17 protein-coding genes and 1 other annotated feature are annotated in these 18745 nt (G+C 46.6%); all 17 genes read right to left on the reverse strand.

All coding sequences use genetic code 11. The features are described 5' to 3' along the window. Nucleotides 1–12 precede the first annotated feature (12 nt). The 17 genes from GT1_RS02575 to GT1_RS02655 all read right to left on the reverse strand — a co-directional run bounded on the left by GT1_RS02575 (nucleotide 13) and on the right by GT1_RS02655 (nucleotide 18710). Nucleotides 13–249: a MoaD/ThiS family protein gene (locus GT1_RS02575; RefSeq protein WP_075754535.1), complete on the reverse strand. Its 237-nt coding sequence runs from the start codon at nucleotides 247–249 to the stop codon at nucleotides 13–15. A gap of 164 nt (nucleotides 250–413) precedes the next feature. Beyond that, on the reverse strand, nucleotides 414–2153 hold the full coding sequence (locus tag GT1_RS02580) for an aldehyde ferredoxin oxidoreductase C-terminal domain-containing protein (RefSeq protein ID WP_075754533.1): 1740 nt from the start codon (nucleotides 2151–2153) through the stop codon (nucleotides 414–416). Between the two features lie 528 nt (nucleotides 2154–2681). Continuing rightward, nucleotides 2682–3326, reverse strand: a complete 645-nt coding sequence (locus GT1_RS02585; protein ID WP_075754531.1) for a redox-sensing transcriptional repressor Rex — start codon at nucleotides 3324–3326, stop codon at nucleotides 2682–2684. A gap of 306 nt (nucleotides 3327–3632) precedes the next feature. Beyond that, nucleotides 3633–5360: an NADH-dependent [FeFe] hydrogenase, group A6 gene (locus GT1_RS02590; RefSeq protein ID WP_075754529.1), complete on the reverse strand. Its 1728-nt coding sequence runs from the start codon at nucleotides 5358–5360 to the stop codon at nucleotides 3633–3635. A 61-nt stretch (nucleotides 5361–5421) separates the two neighbouring features. Continuing rightward, on the reverse strand, nucleotides 5422–7212 hold the full coding sequence (gene nuoF / locus GT1_RS02595; protein ID WP_075754527.1) for an NADH-quinone oxidoreductase subunit NuoF: 1791 nt from the start codon (nucleotides 7210–7212) through the stop codon (nucleotides 5422–5424). Nucleotides 7213–7240: 28 nt separating this feature from the next. Then, the gene (locus GT1_RS02600) at nucleotides 7241–7606 is read right to left on the reverse strand and encodes a ferredoxin (RefSeq protein WP_075754525.1); all 366 of its coding nucleotides are present in this window, start codon (nucleotides 7604–7606) and stop codon (nucleotides 7241–7243) included. Beyond that, complete coding sequence (locus GT1_RS02605) at nucleotides 7593–8126, reverse strand: ATP-binding protein (RefSeq protein WP_250726070.1); 534 nt, start codon at nucleotides 8124–8126, stop codon at nucleotides 7593–7595. Before GT1_RS02605 ends, GT1_RS02600 begins: the two co-directional genes overlap by 14 nt. 41 nt (nucleotides 8127–8167) lie before the next feature. Continuing rightward, complete coding sequence (nuoE, locus tag GT1_RS02610) at nucleotides 8168–8674, reverse strand: NADH-quinone oxidoreductase subunit NuoE (RefSeq protein WP_075754521.1); 507 nt, start codon at nucleotides 8672–8674, stop codon at nucleotides 8168–8170. A gap of 56 nt (nucleotides 8675–8730) precedes the next feature. Continuing rightward, nucleotides 8731–9474: a PHP domain-containing protein gene (locus tag GT1_RS02615; RefSeq protein ID WP_075754519.1), complete on the reverse strand. Its 744-nt coding sequence runs from the start codon at nucleotides 9472–9474 to the stop codon at nucleotides 8731–8733. Further along, nucleotides 9471–9812, reverse strand: coding sequence for a DRTGG domain-containing protein (locus GT1_RS02620; protein WP_188397156.1), 342 nt, complete (start codon nucleotides 9810–9812; stop codon nucleotides 9471–9473). The genes GT1_RS02615 and GT1_RS02620 overlap by 4 nt, the downstream gene beginning before the upstream one ends. 34 nt (nucleotides 9813–9846) lie before the next feature. Next, nucleotides 9847–11205, reverse strand: coding sequence for a [Fe-Fe] hydrogenase large subunit C-terminal domain-containing protein (locus GT1_RS02625; RefSeq protein WP_223226007.1), 1359 nt, complete (start codon nucleotides 11203–11205; stop codon nucleotides 9847–9849). Nucleotides 11206–11230: 25 nt separating this feature from the next. Next, the gene (locus GT1_RS02630; RefSeq protein WP_075754514.1) at nucleotides 11231–11659 is read right to left on the reverse strand and encodes an ATP-binding protein; all 429 of its coding nucleotides are present in this window, start codon (nucleotides 11657–11659) and stop codon (nucleotides 11231–11233) included. Beyond that, nucleotides 11638–12018 carry a DRTGG domain-containing protein gene (locus GT1_RS02635; RefSeq protein ID WP_075754512.1) on the reverse strand — a complete coding sequence of 127 codons (381 nt, stop codon included), beginning with the start codon at nucleotides 12016–12018 and terminating at the stop codon, nucleotides 11638–11640. The genes GT1_RS02630 and GT1_RS02635 overlap by 22 nt, the downstream gene beginning before the upstream one ends. Nucleotides 12019–12274: 256 nt before the next feature. Further along, nucleotides 12275–13516 (reverse strand): O-antigen ligase, encoded by a 1242-nt coding sequence (locus GT1_RS02640; RefSeq protein ID WP_223226008.1) that lies wholly within the window; start codon nucleotides 13514–13516, stop codon nucleotides 12275–12277. A gap of 84 nt (nucleotides 13517–13600) precedes the next feature. Continuing rightward, nucleotides 13601–14884 (reverse strand): folylpolyglutamate synthase/dihydrofolate synthase family protein, encoded by a 1284-nt coding sequence (locus GT1_RS02645; RefSeq protein ID WP_188397160.1) that lies wholly within the window; start codon nucleotides 14882–14884, stop codon nucleotides 13601–13603. Nucleotides 14885–14991: 107 nt separating this feature from the next. Continuing rightward, nucleotides 14992–17646, reverse strand: a complete 2655-nt coding sequence (locus tag GT1_RS02650; protein ID WP_188397167.1) for a valine--tRNA ligase — start codon at nucleotides 17644–17646, stop codon at nucleotides 14992–14994. A gap of 134 nt (nucleotides 17647–17780) precedes the next feature. Further along, nucleotides 17781–18000 (reverse strand) — a binding site (T-box leader). A 44-nt stretch (nucleotides 18001–18044) separates the two neighbouring features. Further along, nucleotides 18045–18710, reverse strand: coding sequence for a molybdenum cofactor guanylyltransferase (locus GT1_RS02655; protein WP_223226009.1), 666 nt, complete (start codon nucleotides 18708–18710; stop codon nucleotides 18045–18047). Nucleotides 18711–18745 lie beyond the last annotated feature (35 nt).

An 18745-nucleotide genomic window follows, 5' to 3' on the forward strand; every position in this document is an offset into this window, starting at 1 on the left:
TGCGCCGAACGCCTAACCGCCACCCACTGGCGGAAATAAGCCCACCCGGTCACCCTCATGTACCGGCTTGTCAAACTCGCATCCAATACCATTAATCATAATCAGATGAATCTCTGCCGGATCAATGTTAATTTTTCTCACCACATCCAACACCGTGCTACCGTCAGGCACCACTACCGTTATTACTCCATTCGGGCTTGCTGGCGTATAACGCCTTAATGTAGCATATAAACGCACTTCCAATATCATAAAAATCCTCCCGTAGTTATGCAAACATTTTAAGCTTGTCTGTCGCAGGTATTCCTTGAAAACAAGAACATTAAACCGTTTGGTTCACCATAATCCAATGGTTCGAACCATTTTGGGTATCAGTTGTAAAAAGCCGGGCTAAAAGCCCGGCTTTTTATAGTTTCCTAGAAATTGAAGACTTCGTCGATTTCTTCAGGTGCGAAGTCCCAGACAGCATTATGCGGCGGGCATGGCTCATATTCAAAGAATTCAGGCAAACGGTCATGAGCGTTTGTAAAACCGGCTGCTGCATTAAAGGCTCTCTCCGCTTTAAGAATTGATTTGCCGAGAGCAGTTACGTCGTCGGCAGTCAGCGATAGATCATAGCGGGCATTAATCATATCAACCAGCGCGTTAAAGCCCTCCGGAATATCCAGAATAGCGAAGGCAATAAAGAGACACATACCTGTACTATCAACAGCAGCGGTGGCAATCTGCAGGTTACGGGAAAGTTCAATTTGTCCTTCCTTCACAAGCGGGTCCACATAACCACCAACTTTTAGAATGTTGGTAGCAATACAGTAACCAGATGTATGATCGGCTCCCATCGGCGTAGTGGCATATGTCAGACCGATACCTTTTATAGCACGCGGATCGTATGCCGGGATAGCCTGATCTTTAACAACCGGGGTGCGGAATAGACCGCAAACCTTGCCGACAATAGCCGTACCGCCACCAAGTATCCGGCCAAGCGGAGTGGGAATGGCAATTTGCTTGACAGCATCCAAGGCAGCCTTGCCGTCACCCCATGGCAGTAAACCTCCTTCAATAGCAGTGGCTATGGCAACGGAAACGTCGATCGAATCTACACCGACATCGTCCATAGCACGGTCAAGGTAGGCGATGTCATCCATATCTTGAATGCCGGCGTCAGCACCCAGGGCCCATACGGTTTCATACTCAAAACCACTGGTAATGTATTTGCCGTTCTTGTCCGGATACCACTGTGAACAACGGATAATACACCCGGTATGGCAACCGTGGGAAACTTTACCCTCGCCGCCACGCTCACTGATCGTGGCATTCAGAGTTTCACCAGAAATTTTGTCATTCCAGTCGATACGACCGGCAGTGAAATTCTTAGCAGGCAAACCGCCGGCTTCATTTATGATATTAATCAATACATCGGTACCATACGCCGGCAATGCCTGACCGGTAACCGGATGACTCGTCAAAGCCTTGGCAAATACTTTAGCTGCTGCCTTGAACTCCTCAGGTTTCGCGATGGTAACGCCAGGTGCGCCGGTATCATCAATTACAACAGCCTTTACCTTCTTTGAGCCCAGCACCGCACCCAAACCGCCACGACCGGCACTACGAATATTGCCTTCAGGATCTTTAAAGGAAATATTAGCGGTAGGCAACCGATATTCACCAGCCGGACCTGCCAGCGCGATGCCAGCTTTGGCACCATATTTTTCATTTAGAACTTTAATAGCTTCATAGTTTCCACAACCACCGAGGATTTCAGCCGGCGCCTCGTCTATGCTTACACCCTGCATGTCAACCTTGAGTATATAAAACTTGTCTTCTGCCGGCATTCCTTCAATAACAAGTGCTTTAATACCCATTTTGGCCATTTTCTGTGAGAAGCTGCCGCCACTGTTACTTTCCTTGATGGTACCGGTCAACGGACTTTTGGCCCCTACCGAAATGCGCCCCGACTGAGCAGCATAAGTGCCGCTAAGGAAACCAGGAGCAAAAATCAGCTTGTTGTTTTTCCCCAGAGCATGACATGTCGGCTTAACTTCATCGTTAACAAAGTTTGAAGTAAGCGCACGGCCTGCCAGACCTGCATATTTCGCTGGGGTCTCACTCATTGTGACTTCCTTGGTCGTCATGTTTACCCTGATAAAATTATTCATAAAAAAACCACCCTCCTTAATAATTTGACACATAAAAAAAGAGGCGCTAAAAATATTTTAGTACCTCTTCCTTTGCACATTGGCGGGCACGATAATTGCTTATCGTACCTTAACGTTTATTACCTCCCTGAGGGATAATAATAAATCGGAAGCAAATATTAATTTTTTCTTGTCTCTATAAGCCAAATAAAATCCTCCGGTAAAATACAAAAAAAGCCCGTATTAACGGACTTCCTTTGCACAATGGCCGGCGCGAAAATTCCTTCCCGCACCCCGATTACCAGCACCGGTCTGGCGATAGTAATTCGGAACTCTTGTAATATATATTCGTTGTAGAGCTTTATATTCCTGCAATAATTTTACATTTAATTTATTTATTTTTCAGTAAATAATAATTGCCTGACAAAGGCTTGGGCTAAACACATTCTGCTGCATTTTTTGAATGCCGCTAGATATTTCCAAACAAGTACAAGCCGGGCACTTCGCTGTTACTAAGCGCCCGGCTTGTATCGGTAAAACATACACGAGTTATCCGTTTTGACGGGAAAGGTAATAAGACATACTGCTTAATCCCACCGATAAATCTTCACTGACTACATGAATCGTATCAGGCACATTTATTTTAATCGGGGCAAAATTCCATATCCCTTTAATACCGGCCTCTACAAGTTGTGTGGCAGTACTTTGGGCAAATTCCATCGGCACGGTGATAATCCCAATTTGAATGTCCCGTTCAGTCACTATTTCCTTCATCCGGCTAACATGGAAAATCTCTACTTCATTTATATAACGCCCGATTTTGTCAGGATCAATATCAAAAATAGCCTGCAGGTGGAAGCCTTGCGGTGAAAAATTCGCATAGTTGGCCAAAGCCCAGCCCAAATGCCCAACACCACAAATGGCAATATTCCATTTACGGTTAAGCCCCAATATCTCGCCAATATTGCGCATAAGCTCGCGCACATAATAGCCTACACCTTTTTTGCCGAACTCACCAAAGGCCGATAAATCCTTACGTATCTGTTCCGGCGTAACACCAATCTTCCGCCCCAATTCATCAGAAGATATTATCTCTATGCCTTCTTCCTGACTTAGCTTAAGTGTACGGTAATAAAGCGGCAACCGGTCAATCGTAGCTTTAGAAATTACTGCATTTTCTTTGCTTTCTTTCATAACAACTCTCCCTAGCACAATAGTCAACGCTCATCCAAGCGGTTTATTTTCACATACTTGTATTCTATTCTCACTTGTATTTTAAAATCCTGCTATTTTTAGTAATAAACTCCTAGATTTGTTATATTATTTCACATATAATCTATTTTATGTAAAAACAAGCTACACGAATCCCTGTAGAAAAAACAAGCCGGTGCGATCCTTATCCGGGAAAATTAGTTATACTCTTACCTGGTGTTAAGCAGAAAAAAAGGCTGCCGACAATACTTTGTCGACAGCCCGGGATGTCCTTGCGGACATCTTTTTTTAGCATTTCTTTTGCGGATGATAGTGGGTATGAAGGAGATGGTGTGATTTTTCACCAAGCGGTTTTCCCAGATAAGTGTCATAGAGTTCTTTAACCGCCGGATTATCATGTGATTTTCTCAGTTCTGAGCACTTGTCGCACTCATAAATAGCATCAATGCGTTTTTGCCGGTGTTCGGCTGAAGTAATAATCGGTTGTCCGCCGCCGCCAGAGCAGCCACCCGGACAAGCCATAATCTCAATAAAATGATAATCAGCTTCGCCGGCACGAATTTTTTCCAGGATTACCCGGGCGTTGGCCAACGTATGAGCTATGGCAACTTTAGCGGTTAAGCCTTCTTTTAACGGCACCGAAGCTTCTTTAATGCCATTCATCCCGCGTACGGCCTCAAACTCAATATTGTCAAGTTCTTTGCCTGATACCATCTTGGCAACTGTCCGGAGAGCAGCTTCCATTACACCACCGGTAGCACCAAAGATCACGCCGGCACCTGAACCAACGCCAAGCGGCGCATCAAATTCAGTCTCAGGTAAATTGTTAAAGGTGATGCCGGCTTCACGAATCATGCGGCCTAATTCACGGGTTGTCAAAACGTAGTCAACATCCTGATAGCCGCTGGAATTCATTTCAGGACGGGCTGCCTCAGCTTTTTTGGCAGTACAAGGCATAATCGATACTGAAACAATATCTTTAGGATCAATACCGACTTTTTCGGCATAATAGGTCTTGGCCAGTGCGCCAAACATTTGTTGCGGTGACTTCGCAGTGGACAGGTGGTCCAAAAGGTCAGGGTATTTCAATTCGATGTAGTTAACCCAGCCTGGGCTGCAGGAGGTAATCATGGGCAGTTTGCCGCCGTTAGTCAAGCGGTCAATAAGCTCTGAGCCTTCTTCCCAGATAGTAAGGTCGGCACTAAAATTAGTATCAAATACTTTGTCAAAGCCCAACCGCTTGAGTGAGGCCACCATTTTGCCGGTAACAATAGAGCCGTTGGCTAAACCAAGCGCTTCACCCAAGGCTACGCGAACAGCAGGAGCCGTCTGCACAATTACATGTTTTGACGAATCATTGATGGCTGCCCATACGGCCTCGGTATCGTCTTTCTCAACAATAGCACCTGTCGGGCATACGGCGGCACATTGACCGCAGTACGTACAGGAAACTTCGTCTAACCCCAAATCAAAGGCGGGAACAACGGTGGTATTAAAACCTCTGTTAGCAAAGCTATATACATGCACACCCTGACGTTCGCTGCAGGCACGAATGCAACGGCCGCACAAAATACATTTGCTTTGGTCGCGAACCAAAGACGGATTCTTGGCATCAAGCGGATAGTTTTTCTTTTCACCGTCAAAACGAATTTCTCTAACACCAACGTCGGCTGCTATAGTTTGCAGTTCACAATTCAAATTGCGTTGACAAGATAAGCAGTCAGTCGGGTGGTTGGCCAGCAGCAGCTCCACTACTGTCTTGCGCGCTTCACGGACAGCCGCGGTATTAGTGCGAACAACCATTCCCTCGTTGACCGGATAAACGCAAGACGCAACCAAACTGCGAGCGCCTTCAACCTCTACCATACATACCCGGCAGGCGCCCTCTACGCGCAGCTCAGGATGATAGCACAGAGTCGGAACTTTTATTCCAAGCGAAAGTGCAGCGTCCAAAACAGTCGATGTTTTCGGCACAGCTACTTTCTGTCCATCGATTGTTATATTAACCATTTCCATCGTCGTGTCACCCTCTCTTCTCCCAATCATTATGGGTATTACCGGCGGTTAACCGGCAAGTTTATCCTTTAACAATTGATTTGAACGGGCATTTGCTAAAGCAGGCACCACATTTGATGCATATAGCCTGATCAATCGCATGCTGTTCTTTCTTCTCACCGCTGATTGCTTCCACCGGACATGCCTTTTTGCACAAGCCGCAGCCTTTACAGGTATCGTTAATGCTGTATTCCAGCAGATTGGTACAAGCACCGGCCGGACAGCGTTTATCTTTGATATGGGCTTCGTATTCATCCCGGAAATAATGCAAGGTGGAAAGCACCGGGTTGGGAGCCGTTTGACCCAAACCGCAAAGAGCCGTAGCCTTAATGTTCTTGGCCAGAGACTCTAAGAGTGCAATATCCTCTTCGCGGCCTTGTCCTTCGGTAATCCGGGTAAGGATTTCCAGCATACGCTTGGTGCCTTCACGGCAAGGAGTACATTTGCCGCAAGATTCAGCTTGGGTAAAGTTCAGGAAAAACTTCGCAACATCAACCATACAGGTGGTTTCGTCCATTACAACCAAACCGCCTGACCCCATCATGGCGCCGGCTTTAATGAGTGAGTCATAGTCTACCGACAAATCCAGCATATGCTCAGGCAGACATCCGCCGGACGGACCGCCGATTTGCACTGCTTTAAACTTCTTGCCGCCTTGAATACCGCCGGCAATACCATAGATAATTTCGCGCATGGTAATACCCATGGGAACTTCAGCCAAGCCGGTATTATTGATACGGCCGGTAAGGGCAAATACCTTGGTGCCTTTACTTTTTTCCGTACCGATAGATGCGTACCAATCGGCACCTCTGGTGATAATTTGCGGCACATTGGCAAAGGTCTCAACATTATTGATATTAGTAGGTTTGCCCCACAGTCCGGAAATAGCAGGGAATGGCGGACGTGGGCGCGGCATGCCGCGTTTGCCTTCAATGGAAGCTAGTAGCGCCGTTTCTTCACCGCAGACAAAAGCGCCGGCGCCTTCTTTGATCTTGAGCCTGAAGTTAAAGCCTGAGTTTAAAATATTTTCGCCTAACAGCCCCAGCTCTTCCGCTTGCTGAATGGCTATTCTCAGGCGTTTGATGGCCAGCGGATACTCTGCACGAACATAAACATAGCCTTCATCTGCGCCAATGGCGTACCCGCAGATTGCCATGCCTTCAATAATACGGTGCGGGTCGCCCTCAAGCACGCTGCGGTCCATAAATGCACCAGGGTCACCTTCGTCAGCATTACAGACAACATACTTCTTTGTGCCCGGTGCACTGCGGGCAAAGCCCCATTTCATACCAGTCGGGAAGCCGCCGCCCCCCCGGCCTCTCAGCCCGGACTTTTTAACTTCTTCAACAACTTCATCAGGCTTCATAGTTTCCAAAGCCTTGCCTAAAGCTTCATAACCGCCTTCGGCTATATATTCATTAACATCCTCAGGATTGATGTGACCACAGTTTGCCAGTACTATTCTCATTTGTTTTTTATAAAAATCAATATCATTATAGCTAGGAATTGCTTCATGAGAACTAGGCTCTTTGAATAGTAAGCGTTCTACAGTACGCCCTTTGTAAAGATGGGTTTCCACCAGTTCAGGCACGTCGCTTTCCTGAACCCGAACATAGAATGTACCTTCAGGATAAATGATAACCAGCGGGCCCATTTCACAAAAACCATGGCAGCCGGTTTCAATAATTTTTACTTCTTTATCCAACCCTTTTTTAACCAGCTCTGCCTGAAATGCGGCTTCCACTTTTTTCGAGCCTGATGACACGCAGCCAGTGCCGGCACAAATGAGCACATGCGCTCTGATATGTTCCATACGATCCCCTCCTGTTACTCTACCAAAATTATTCGATGATTTTACCGATAGCAAGTTCTTGTATGATTCTGCCATTAACTACATGCTCGGCAATAATTTTGGGGACATCTGCCGGCGTAACTTTGCCGTAGGTTATCCTCGGTTCGCCAGGACGTACAACGTCAAGCAGCACTTCTTGTTCACACATACCGATACAACCTGTTTGGCGAACTTTAACATCTTCAAGCTTCCGTTTGGCAATTTCATCTAATACGGCAGTCAGAACTTTTCTTGCGCCGGCAGCGATACCACAAGTACCCATGCCAATAATTACCTGAATGCCTCCGTCATGGCGCAGGTTGTTTTTTGTCTTAAGCTGTTCGCGCAGACGTTTCAAATCTTCAATCGTTTTCATTTTTAGCACCTCCGTACAAATTGTCTATGCTTTCTGACAAGTACCCGTCCAACCAAATTAACACATCCGGTTGAGTTAAGGGTATACCATCCAAAATATCGGCGATCTCCTGGGAGGAAACTGAAAGGCTTTGATCATTGAAAGTATGAGAATAAAAAAAATGTAACTCCGGATTAGCGACAAGTATGCTTTTAATGGTTTCCGGCAAGTCTCCCATTGGCGGTCTATCATAGTGGCTGTGCCGGTACATAGCCTCAATTACAGTACCTTGTCCCGGTATGGAATTAATGTCTAAATATCCGTCACAACGTTTAGTCGACATATCCATTAGCGGTAATCCCAAGCCTATTCGTCGGGTAGTCCTGGTGGTTATAAAAGGATCAATGACTAATTGACGCATTTTTTCATTCATACCCCGGCCATTATCAGAAACTCTGATGATCATACGATCATTGACTGTATCTTCAATGATTTCAAGTTTAACAGACGTCGCCTCAGCTTCGATCGAATTTTGGACCAAGTCAAGTATATGAAGTGATATTTCACGCATGGGCTACAACTCTAGGCGTATTGTGACAATAAATCAGGAATCACCTCAGGAGTTAGGCGACCATGGGTATCGTCATTAACCATAAGTACTGGCGCTAAACCACAAGCACCGATACAGGCTACGGTTTCCAATGTAAATTTAAGATCCGGAGTGGTGCCGCCGGCTTTAACCTGCAAGCTGTCTTCCAGCGCTGTAAGAATGCTCTTAGCGCCGCGCACATGGCAGGCAGTCCCCTGGCAGACGCGAATAATGTTCTTACCCCGGGGATTGAGGTGGAATTGGGCGTAGAAGGTTACTACACCGTAAATCTGGCTGACCGGAATTCCCATTTTTTCAGCAATATATTGAATAACTTCTCTGGGCAGATAACCATAAGCATTTTGCGCTTCCTGCAATACCGGAATAAGAGCTCCCTTTACACCATGGTATTTGGCAAGAACTACTTCTACCTGATCCATAGCCAGCTTGCCCGCTTCACCGCCACCACAGCAGCATTTAGTTTCTTTGTCGCTGTTCATGTTTAACTCCTCCTTTGAAAAATCACATTTGTTCCTATCGTGCTAGTAAATAGTGGCTAAACCACCACCTTTCGCAAGTTTTGAGCTAATAATGCCTGCCGGATTTCTGCTAATGTCGGTTGCTCAATATGAAAAACAGTTTTTGGACCACTAATAAAATCATCCATTACATGGGCATCGGAAGCTGTTATAATTGGCAGACAGCCAATAGCGGGAATACGCTGCGGCGCATGCTCTACACTCATATTCCTTGATACTTCCACCGCCGCTAGCTCAACATCTGGTGGAATAAAACCTAGTTGTGAAATAATGCTGTATACTGGCCTGTCAACATGGCTGGCAATACATATTCCGCCAAGCTCTTTTACCTGGGCGGAGATTTCTGCAACGCCTGCAGTCAACGAGGCTAAAAGCATTTCGGTTTTTTCCGCGACAAAATTATCCTCTGCGTCAACAATAAACTGAGCGCCAAAACGTTCAGCATCATTCAGGCGCCCCGACATATGCTGCTGGGTAAATTGTTCCCATGCTTTGAGTTGTCGCATTTTTTCGAATAAAACAACGAGATGTACTTCCTCTTTGCTTTCTACTTCCATACCCGGCAGTATAGTTACATCAGTACCTTTTGCCGCCTCCAGGGCGGCCACGACATTATCACAAGCGTTATGATCGGTAATGGCAACGATATCAACACCGTGCTGCTGTGCGTGCCAGACAATGTTACGCGGCGTCATTTCAATGGCAGCACAGGGCGACAAAAGTGTATGTACATGAAGATCGGCCACAAACCGCCTGATCATTCTCCCTTTATACCCAGCTGGTATAAACGACCAACCACTTCATATGCAGTCAGTGGTGTGGTAAGGATAACGATTTCTTCTGTCGACGCTTTGCGCAAAGCATCCTGATCAGGCTCCACGCCACCGGCAACAATAATCGCCGTCAATCCCACCAGTAACGCCACAGCCACAATATTCTGGTGACCTTGCATAGTAACCCATACATTACCAGCCTGCGCCTGACCCATGACATTGCTCAGCAGATCAGACGTATACCCGCCGCTGATTTTTTTGTTGAGGTTGGACTGGCCTGATACTACTGTTAGCGACAACGCGTCCGCTATCTCTTGTACAGTCACAAATACTCCTCCCAATACTGATTTGCTAATTTAACTATTCAGCTTGCTCCTCTTGATCATCCTGATCTTTATCAAGCGGTGGCGGCAGCTTGGCAGCCAGGTTAACCATTTCATATGCCAAATCCCGCACTTTGTTGCGCAAGATGAATACACAATCGGTCAGACTAGCACATCCCTGGGCAATATCTTCAGCCAACGCTTTGCAGTTAGGCGAGCCACAGGAACCGCAATCAAGACCAGGCAAGCATTTTAACGTTGCATCCATGATTTCGATTTTGGACATTGCTTTAGAAATATCGGCATCAAGCCGCAATACCGGTTTAGGTTCAATCGCCCGCCGCCCGGCCACCCCCAGTTCGAATTCTGAGTAATCGGTGCGTGGCAGTCTGCCAAGCTTGGGGTCTAGCATTTTTTTCTTTTCAATTCGCTGTTTCATCCGGTGTTCGGCTACATAACGATTTTCCACCGTCAGGGCTCCGCCTACACAGCCGCCGGTACAGGCCAATACTTCAATATAGTCAACATCTTTGAGTTTACCTAAGGCAACTTGCTCCAGCACATTGATAACCTGGTAAATGCCGTCTACTACCAGTACATTATCCACACCTACAGCAGCGGTCTCGCCACCCGACACTGCCCAGCCGACACCCAGCCAGGAAGCTTGACGGCGGGCGTCTTGGACATCGGCGGTTACCACTTTAAATAAATCATGATATATTTTACTGATGGCAATGGCACCGCTAATACTGGATGTTTCTGTGCCAAGAGGCTGATATACTGCGGTCATTTTCGCCGGACACGGGGTAATGAACCAGATGCCAATATCTTTCGGATCAAGACCATAGAGCCGCTCAGCCTCGGCCCTGGCCAATCTTCCGGCCACCTCGACAGGAGCGTCAAAAGGTACGATATGATTAATAATCTCAGGAAATTTGACCTGAATCAGTCTGACAATAGCCGGGCAAGCCGAGGAAATGGCCGGACGGGCAATATCAGTGCGCTTCATGTAATCTCTAATTGCCAGTGAGATAATTTCTGCTCCGTGAGCTACTTCAAATACTTCGTCAAATCCCAGTTTTAATAAGCCTGACAAAATGGCTCTAACCGGAATCTCAGGGTTAAACTGACCATAAAGGGACGGCGCAGGCAAAGCAATATTATGTTTAAATTTTTTCAGGTCGCTTAAATCATCAGTCACGGCCGTTTTAGCGTGAGCAGAACAATGCCGGATACATTCACCGCAATCAATACAGCGGGAAGAGGTTATCTGGGCTTTGCCGCCACGGATGCGGATAGCTTCCGTTGGACAGCGTTTCGTGCAATTTACACAGCCCTGGCACCGTTCCGACATTAACCGCACTGAGTGAAAACGCGCTTCCATCACTTTCACCACTCAATCTATAAAATACACACTTATTTCAGTGGTAAATGACCATACTAAGCTTTGTTCCCTTTCCTAGATCGGTTTGGATGTCAAATTCATCTGTACAGCGCGCCATATTGGGTAACCCCATTCCTGCACCAAAACCCATTTCGCGAATATGATCAGGAGCGGTAGAATACCCGGCCCGCATGGCAAGGTCAATATTAGGAATCCCCGGACCTTCATCATCAACTGTCAATGCAGTTCGGTCAGAATAAATCTCAGCCCGGATAACACCCCGTAAAGCATGAATAATTACGTTCATCTCTGCTTCATAGGCACTGACAGCAATTCGCCTGATGATCTCCGGACGTACCCCCAGTTGCTGCAAGGTACGTTTAATTTTGCTGGATGCTTCACCGGCGCCTTCAAAATCGGCGCCTACTAATCTAAATTCTAAGACTATTCCCGGTTGTGGAAGCACGGAGTTTCCTCCTTTTGCGAACTTCCCTTGAGCCCGTCTTTGTACAGAATGCCGCAGGCTTCATACATTTGCCGGTCTGTCGATAACAAAGGTATTTCCATAATTTCGGCCAATGCAATTACTTCTGGTCCCGGCCGTTTTCCCCGTACAAATAATATGGCTACTAAGTCGCTCATTTCAGCAGTACGAATTACTTGAATGTTTGTCAGGCCTGTTAACAAAAGTGCTTGTTCTTTGGTAAAGGCCAAAACATCACTCATCAGGTCTGCGCCACATGCGCTTTTTGCTTCTCGATCAAGCCATTCCATTCCGCAGAGTACCTCGGCATCCAACACATTTCTTACTTGTGCCAGTTTCACTACGGCACCTCCATGAGCCAAATTTGATGTTTGTGCGAAATTTCACAAAACTTACAAGAAAAAATTAAGGGGATGCCCCTCATTGTCGAAAGTTCCACTAATATTTTTGTATATTCGCGTTGCGTATTATAAATCCTGCTGCAAATTGCAAAATAATTAGTTTTTTCCAAAAAATTCTTGTGGGAATTATTGTAAACCCAAACAGCAACCTCAACAAGTTCAGGCTGCCGTTTGCTTAATGGTCGATAAGATTCGCTCAATTATAACGATAATTGCCTTCCCACACAACAATAATGATGGCATTGAGCAGCCAGAACAACATCGACAGCTGCACATTAAACATAATATAATCGGTGAAACCATTGAGCACTAAACCTAAGACAGCTGCCATTACTCCGAATATAATCCCGGCTATCATGCGATTGCTGGTCTTGCTTAAAATATCAACGGCTTTTTTGGCGTGACCAAAAATAATTGCCAAAAAGGCCAACAGACCGGGAATTCCGATCTCTGCCGCAATGTGCAGATACATATTATGAGCATGAACAATCCGGGCGTCAGGATTATTTAAAAAAAAGTCATATTCCGGGTATACCTGCCAATAAGCTCCCCAACCGATACCCAGCAAAGGCTTGTCCATGATCATAGCCAGTGTGCTTTCCCATAGTGCAATCCGCAGTGTCGAGGAAGTGTCTGTGGGATTCAAGACAGACAGCAGCCGTTCCATCACTGCATCATGGCCAAAAAATGCAATCAGCGGAATGATTAAAAATAGCCACAGTACCTTGCGGTTGTATAAATGAGCACAGATGGCAGCAACGGCTAAAACACTCAGCCAGGCACCGCGAGAGTAGGTAAGCACCAAACACGCCCCAAAGACAGCAGCAAGCGCAAATAACAGTAATTTTCCCGGCATTGATTCTGTATGCAATCCTAAACCAACAGCCAGCGACATCACCACAACCAGGAAGCCGGCCAGCAGATTCGGGTTTTGCAGTGTGGAAAATACCCTGATTTTAAGATCAGGAAACTGCTCGCCATCCACCCAGTGAAAGGTGGATATATCCACTCCCTGAATGTATTGATGAAATCCATAGAAAGCAACCAGTACAGCCGAAATCAGCACCGACCAAACCAGTCGCTGCAGTTGACGCAGTGAATGCAGATTGTTAACAACAAGATAGTAACTGACTATGTAGCGCCCCATTAAGTGGTAATAGTTGTAAAAGCTAAAATTTCTGTCAGGCGATACGGCAATAGAAGCAGCAGATAAAATGACGAAAAGCAGGATAAGTTCATCAAAAGGGGTGCGTTTGAACCACAGTTTTCTGGTTACTATCATCTTGCCAACCCATAAGGCTGTTCCCATTCCTAAAAACAGAGTGGCGGCATCCAGCGATAAGGGTAAGCAGAAGACCATTGCCAAAATACAGTGTTCAATCAGGTAATCCAGCCGGTATTGGGTTTGGCTATTAAACGAATATGCAATATGCACCACTTCACCTACGGTTCTAAAAACTACTGGCGCTTGAAATCACACCCAAGCGCCAGTAATTATTATATACAATTCTGTCATATTTGTCTACTTTTTAAAGATAATCTGACGGGCTTCGCCAATGAGATACAGTGAACCGGCTACACAAACAATCCCCTCAGCACCGGCCAGCTCCTTAGCCCGGTCAATACCCGACTCAATGGTGGCAGCTGCTTCCACATGGCGCGCCTCTATTTCCCGGGCAATTTCCTCCGGTGTCGCCGCCCGGTAGGAAAGCGGCTGAACGGTAACAACCGTATCTGTTGGGCGGATAAGCTCACAAATAATGCCTGATACGTCCTTATCGCGCAAGATGCCTAAAGCAAAGGTGATATCCTTGCCCGGAAATACCTGATCAAGATTTTGGCGAAGCACCCGTGCGCCATCGGGATTATGGGCACCGTCGATGATCAGAACAGGAGTGCCGGGAACTATTTCGAACCGCCCCGGCCAAAGAACCGCCGCCAATGCCGCTTTTACCGCCTGTGGCGTAATGCGGGTATCATTAGCTCCCAAAATCAACGCAGTGGTAACTGCCACAGCGCTGTTTTCCACCTGATGACAGCCAATAAGATTAAGCTCAGCCTCTATTTTGCCAAATTTGCCAGCCTCAATAGCTACCTGCTGTCTGCTATTTGCCAGGCCCTTAAACTCGCCGGTAAAATGCTCATCTTTAACATAAACTTTAGCACCTTTTTCTGCTGCCGTCTGCTTAATGAAGGCCAGCGCCTCACCTTTAGCGGCAGTCACAACCGGCACACCGTCTTTTATGATACCGGCCTTATGGCGGGCGACATCGGCAATCGTCGAGCCGCAACGGTCAGTATGCTCCAGGGTGACATTGGTAATAACTGAAATTTCGGGAATAATTACATTGGTTGAATCCAAGAGGCCGCCCAGTCCCACTTCAATAACCGCATATTCGACACCTGCTGCCGCAAAATAGTAAAAAGCGGCGGCAGTAAGTACTTCAAACTCAGTCGGCTGTTCAAAACCTTCTGTCAGCATTTGTTCAACAAAGGTGCTCGTATAAGTAAGCGCTTGAGCAAAGGCTTCCCTGGTAATTTCCTGTCCATTGATTTTCATCCGTTCAGGATAGTCGGTAAGATGCGGCGACGTGTACATACCGGTTTTTATCCCGCTGGCCGACAGCATGGCTGCCAGCATGGCGGTTGTGGAACCTTTGCCGTTTGTACCGGTAACATGGATGGTTTTAAAGCGGCGCTGGGGCTGTTGCATGAGTTCCAGGAGCCGCTCAATCCGGTCCATTCCCAGATTAATGCCGAATTTACTCAGGTTTTCGAGGTAGGCTAACGTTTCTTCATAAGTCATATGCTGCACCTCCATATTAATATAAGGGTACTAGTAGTCCACCAAGCCCAAATCCGCAGTGTTCTATTCATCCTACGTCTTTAGACTTGGCAGACTACAGGCACTTGCTACAATTGGGCTAAATAGGCCAGGCGCTCTTTAATGGCTGCCTGTTTTTCCAGATACTCAGTTTGTTTGGTCTTTTCTTTCTCAATAACCTCTGCAGGAGCTTTGGCGGTAAAGGCAGGGTTATCAAGTTTGCCGGCAATACGGGAAAGTTCTTTGTCCAGACTGACCATTTCTTTGTTTAGCCGGGCTGTTTCTTTCTCAACATCAATCAGTCCCTTAAGCGGCAGGTAAATCTCCACGCCATTTGCCACTGCGGTCATAGCGTTCTCCGGTGTGGCGGCATCAATGGCAAGAATTGTCACCGGCTCGGCGGCAGCCAATATTCTGATATAGTCACTATTGGCTTCAAGCCGGGTTTTAAGCTCAGCAGCGGCAATCTTTAAAATAACCTCACTCTTTTTCCCCGGTGGCACATTGACTTCGGCCCGCATATTGCGCACCGCTTTAATTACTTCCATCAAAATACCCATAAGCTGCTCATCCTGAGGGTAAGACAGTTTTGTGTCTTCCACCGGCCAGCTATTGGTCATAATACTAAGCCCCTGGTGCGGCAGGCTCTGCCAGATGGCTTCGGTGATAAAGGGCATAAAGGGATGAAGCAGGGTTAGCGTATTACCTAATATATAACTGAGAACATACTGGGCCACTTTGCGGCTTTCAGCATCTTCCTTATTATAAAGACGGCCTTTGGCCAACTCAATATACCAGTCACAGAACTCGTCCCAGATGAACTCATATACCATGCGGGCAGCTTCCCCCAGCTCAAACCTTTCCAGATTGCGGGTAACATCCGCCACCGTCTGGTTATAACGGCTCAAAATCCATTTGTCGGCAAGGGTAAAGGCTTTGGCATCTGGTACAAATGCCGGGTCAAAGCCTTCCAGGTTCATCAGCACAAACCGCGAAGCATTCCAAATCTTGTTGGCAAAGTTCCGGCTGGACTCTACCCGTTCCCAGTAAAAACGCATATCATTACCAGGCGTGTTGCCGGTTACCAGCATAAAGCGCAAGGTATCGGCACCGTATTTATCTATCACGTCTAACGGGTCAATACCGTTACCGAGCGATTTACTCATCTTCCGTCCCTGACTATCACGTACCAGACCATGAATAAAGACATGCCGGAAAGGAATATCCTCCTGAAACTTCAGTCCCATCATGATCATTCTGGCAACCCAGAAGAAAATAATATCATAGCCTGTCACCAGTACACTGGTCGGATAAAATTGTTTTAACTCGGCGGTATTTTCCGGCCAGCCCATGGTGGAAAACGGCCATAACGCCGAACTAAACCAAGTATCCAGCACATCGGGGTCTTGTTCAACACTGCCGCCACACTTGGGGCAGGCGGTAATGTCATCCCGGGATACGGTAACTTCGCCACAATCACAATACCAGGCCGGAATCCGGTGACCCCACCAAATCTGACGGGAAATACACCAGTCCCTGATGTTCTCCAGCCAATTGGTGTAAGTTTTAGTAAAACGCTCAGGTACAAATTGAATGCTGCCTGAAGTTACCGCCTCAATCGCCGGTTTGGCCAGCGGCTCCATCTTGACAAACCACTGTTTCGATACCAGCGGCTCAACAATTGTGCTGCAGCGCTGGCAATGGCCGACAGCGTGATTGTGTTCGTCAATTTTTACAAGATAGTCCTGAGCTTTGAGGTCCTCAACAAGCGCCTTACGGCATTCATAGCGGTCCATGCCGGCATATTTACCGGTATCTGCGGCCATGGTGCCGTCAGGATTCATAACAATAATTTCGGGAAGCTTGTGCCTTAGTCCCATGTCAAAGTCATTGGGATCATGCGCCGGCGTCACCTTTACCGCACCTGTACCAAAGGAAGGGTCAACATATTCATCAGCCACAATTGGCAGACGACGGCCTACCAGCGGCAGCACCAGATATTTCCCCAGCAAATGTTTATACCTGGCATCCTCAGGATGCACAGCCACTCCGCTGTCTCCCAGGATGGTTTCCGGCCGGGTAGTGGCAACAGTTACATACTCGCCGTCAGCACCTTCTACCGAATAACGGACATGATACAAATTACCCGGCTGCTCCTCATGCTCTACCTCAATATCACTAAGTGCCGTATTACAGCGCGGGCACCAGTTGGTGATACGGTTACCCTGGTAAATAAGCCCTTGCTCATACAAGCTGACAAATACTTCACGGACGGCCTCTGAGCAGCCCTCATCCATGGTAAAGCGCTCACGCTGCCAATCACAGGAAGCACCCAAACGCTTGAGTTGATTGATGATGCGGCTGCCGTACTGGGCTTTCCAGTCCCATACCCTGTCAATAAAGGTTTCGCGCCCTAAATCATAGCGGGTTTTCCCCTCCTGGGCCAGCATTTCTTCCACCTTTATCTGGGTGGCAATCCCTGCGTGGTCGGTACCCGGCATCCACAGCGTATCATACCCCTGCAGCCGCTTAAACCGGATAAGAATATCCTGCAAGGTGTTATCCAGGGCATGGCCCATATGTAATTGTCCGGTAACATTGGGCGGCGGAATAACAATGCTGAAAGGCTGTTTATTTGGATCTGTTTTGGCATGAAATAAGTTATTTTCTTCCCAGAATGCATACCATTTGGCCTCAACGGCCTGTGGGTCATAAACGGTTGGAATATTGTTCTTCTGTTCCATATGTCCTCCTTGAATATATGTTTGCGCATAAACTGGCGTCAGAGTTATTGCTGCTATAATTTAAACAAGAAAAAACCGCTGAGGCGCGCAAAAATTATAATTTTTGTTAGAATAAAAAAATTCTTTTCATCCACTATAAGGACGAAAAGAATTAACTTCCGCGGTACCACCTTGATTTTCGGCCAAAACCGAACACTTGCTCTGCCGTAACGGGGCAATCGGCCACGCCTACTAAATCGGTTCAGCGGGGCGGCTCCTGGATGACCTTCAGCTTGCACACAGAGAAACCTTCCAGCCTCGGGTTCCCTCTCTAAAACAGGCGCATCAGCCTACTTTTCCATTCTTCGCCGTTATTGTATGTAATTGGTTTTTATTATACCTGTTTAAAGTAAACCATGTCAAGATTTGAGGTTATCACGCGACTGCACAAGGTAACGCTCAGCTGCTGTTAAATCTTCCACTGTATTCACATTTAAGAAATAATGATCCAGGATATTCAGCCCAGTCATCTCAGGTTGCTCAACATAGGCGATATTTACATCTTGAAAAAAAGATTGAACACAGCAATGATCTTTATGAAGATGAAGCTCAATAGCCGCTATGCACTGCTTTGAATATATTGCGTGCAAAGGCTCTACACTTTCCCCGTTATGCGGAATAAGAATATCTTCCCCTGCTAACCGGTTCATCATATAGTGGATAAAGGCTTTTTCGATAAAAGGCATGTCACAGGCAAAAACAAATATATAAGGTGTAGGTGAACTAATCAGCCCTGCATGGATGCCGCCTAACGGGCCTTTATCTTTGACAATGTCACCAATCATGTTACACCCTAAATAAGAGTATTCCTCCGGATGATTGGTAATAATCACCGGTTTCTGCTGGAAAATGTCGGCCACTTTCCCGGCAACAATTTCGATTAACGGCCTGCCGCCCAGTCTTACAAAAGATTTATTTCTCCCCATTCGCCGGCTTTTCCCTCCAGACAATATGAATGGAGTAATAGTATGTTGCCAGCCAGGGTTTTCTTTGATTTTACTCAATAGAACCAAACTCCATCTCATAAATAGGGATTATGAATAATTATAATAAATGGTAG

It is taken from the genome of Sporomusa sp. GT1, from assembly GCF_014634905.1.
In the GTDB taxonomy this organism is placed as follows: domain Bacteria; phylum Bacillota; class Negativicutes; order Sporomusales; family Sporomusaceae; genus Sporomusa; species Sporomusa sphaeroides.

What these genes read in the sequence shown, in the direction of transcription:
- GT1_RS02575 (WP_075754535.1), bottom strand. Translation starts at nt 249, where the DNA reads ATGATATTGGAAGTGCGTTTATATGCTACATTAAGGCGTTATACGCCA.
- GT1_RS02580 (WP_075754533.1), bottom strand. Translation starts at nt 2,153, where the DNA reads ATGAATAATTTTATCAGGGTAAACATGACGACCAAGGAAGTCACAATG.
- GT1_RS02585 (WP_075754531.1), bottom strand. Translation starts at nt 3,326, where the DNA reads ATGAAAGAAAGCAAAGAAAATGCAGTAATTTCTAAAGCTACGATTGAC.
- GT1_RS02590 (WP_075754529.1), bottom strand. Translation starts at nt 5,360, where the DNA reads ATGGAAATGGTTAATATAACAATCGATGGACAGAAAGTAGCTGTGCCG.
- nuoF (WP_075754527.1), bottom strand. Translation starts at nt 7,212, where the DNA reads ATGGAACATATCAGAGCGCATGTGCTCATTTGTGCCGGCACTGGCTGC.
- GT1_RS02600 (WP_075754525.1), bottom strand. Translation starts at nt 7,606, where the DNA reads ATGAAAACGATTGAAGATTTGAAACGTCTGCGCGAACAGCTTAAGACA.
- nuoE (WP_075754521.1), bottom strand. Translation starts at nt 8,674, where the DNA reads ATGAACAGCGACAAAGAAACTAAATGCTGCTGTGGTGGCGGTGAAGCG.
- GT1_RS02615 (WP_075754519.1), bottom strand. Translation starts at nt 9,474, where the DNA reads ATGATCAGGCGGTTTGTGGCCGATCTTCATGTACATACACTTTTGTCG.
- GT1_RS02645 (WP_188397160.1), bottom strand. Translation starts at nt 14,884, where the DNA reads ATGACTTATGAAGAAACGTTAGCCTACCTCGAAAACCTGAGTAAATTC.
- GT1_RS02650 (WP_188397167.1), bottom strand. Translation starts at nt 17,646, where the DNA reads ATGGAACAGAAGAACAATATTCCAACCGTTTATGACCCACAGGCCGTT.
- GT1_RS02655 (WP_223226009.1), bottom strand. Translation starts at nt 18,710, where the DNA reads ATGAGATGGAGTTTGGTTCTATTGAGTAAAATCAAAGAAAACCCTGGC.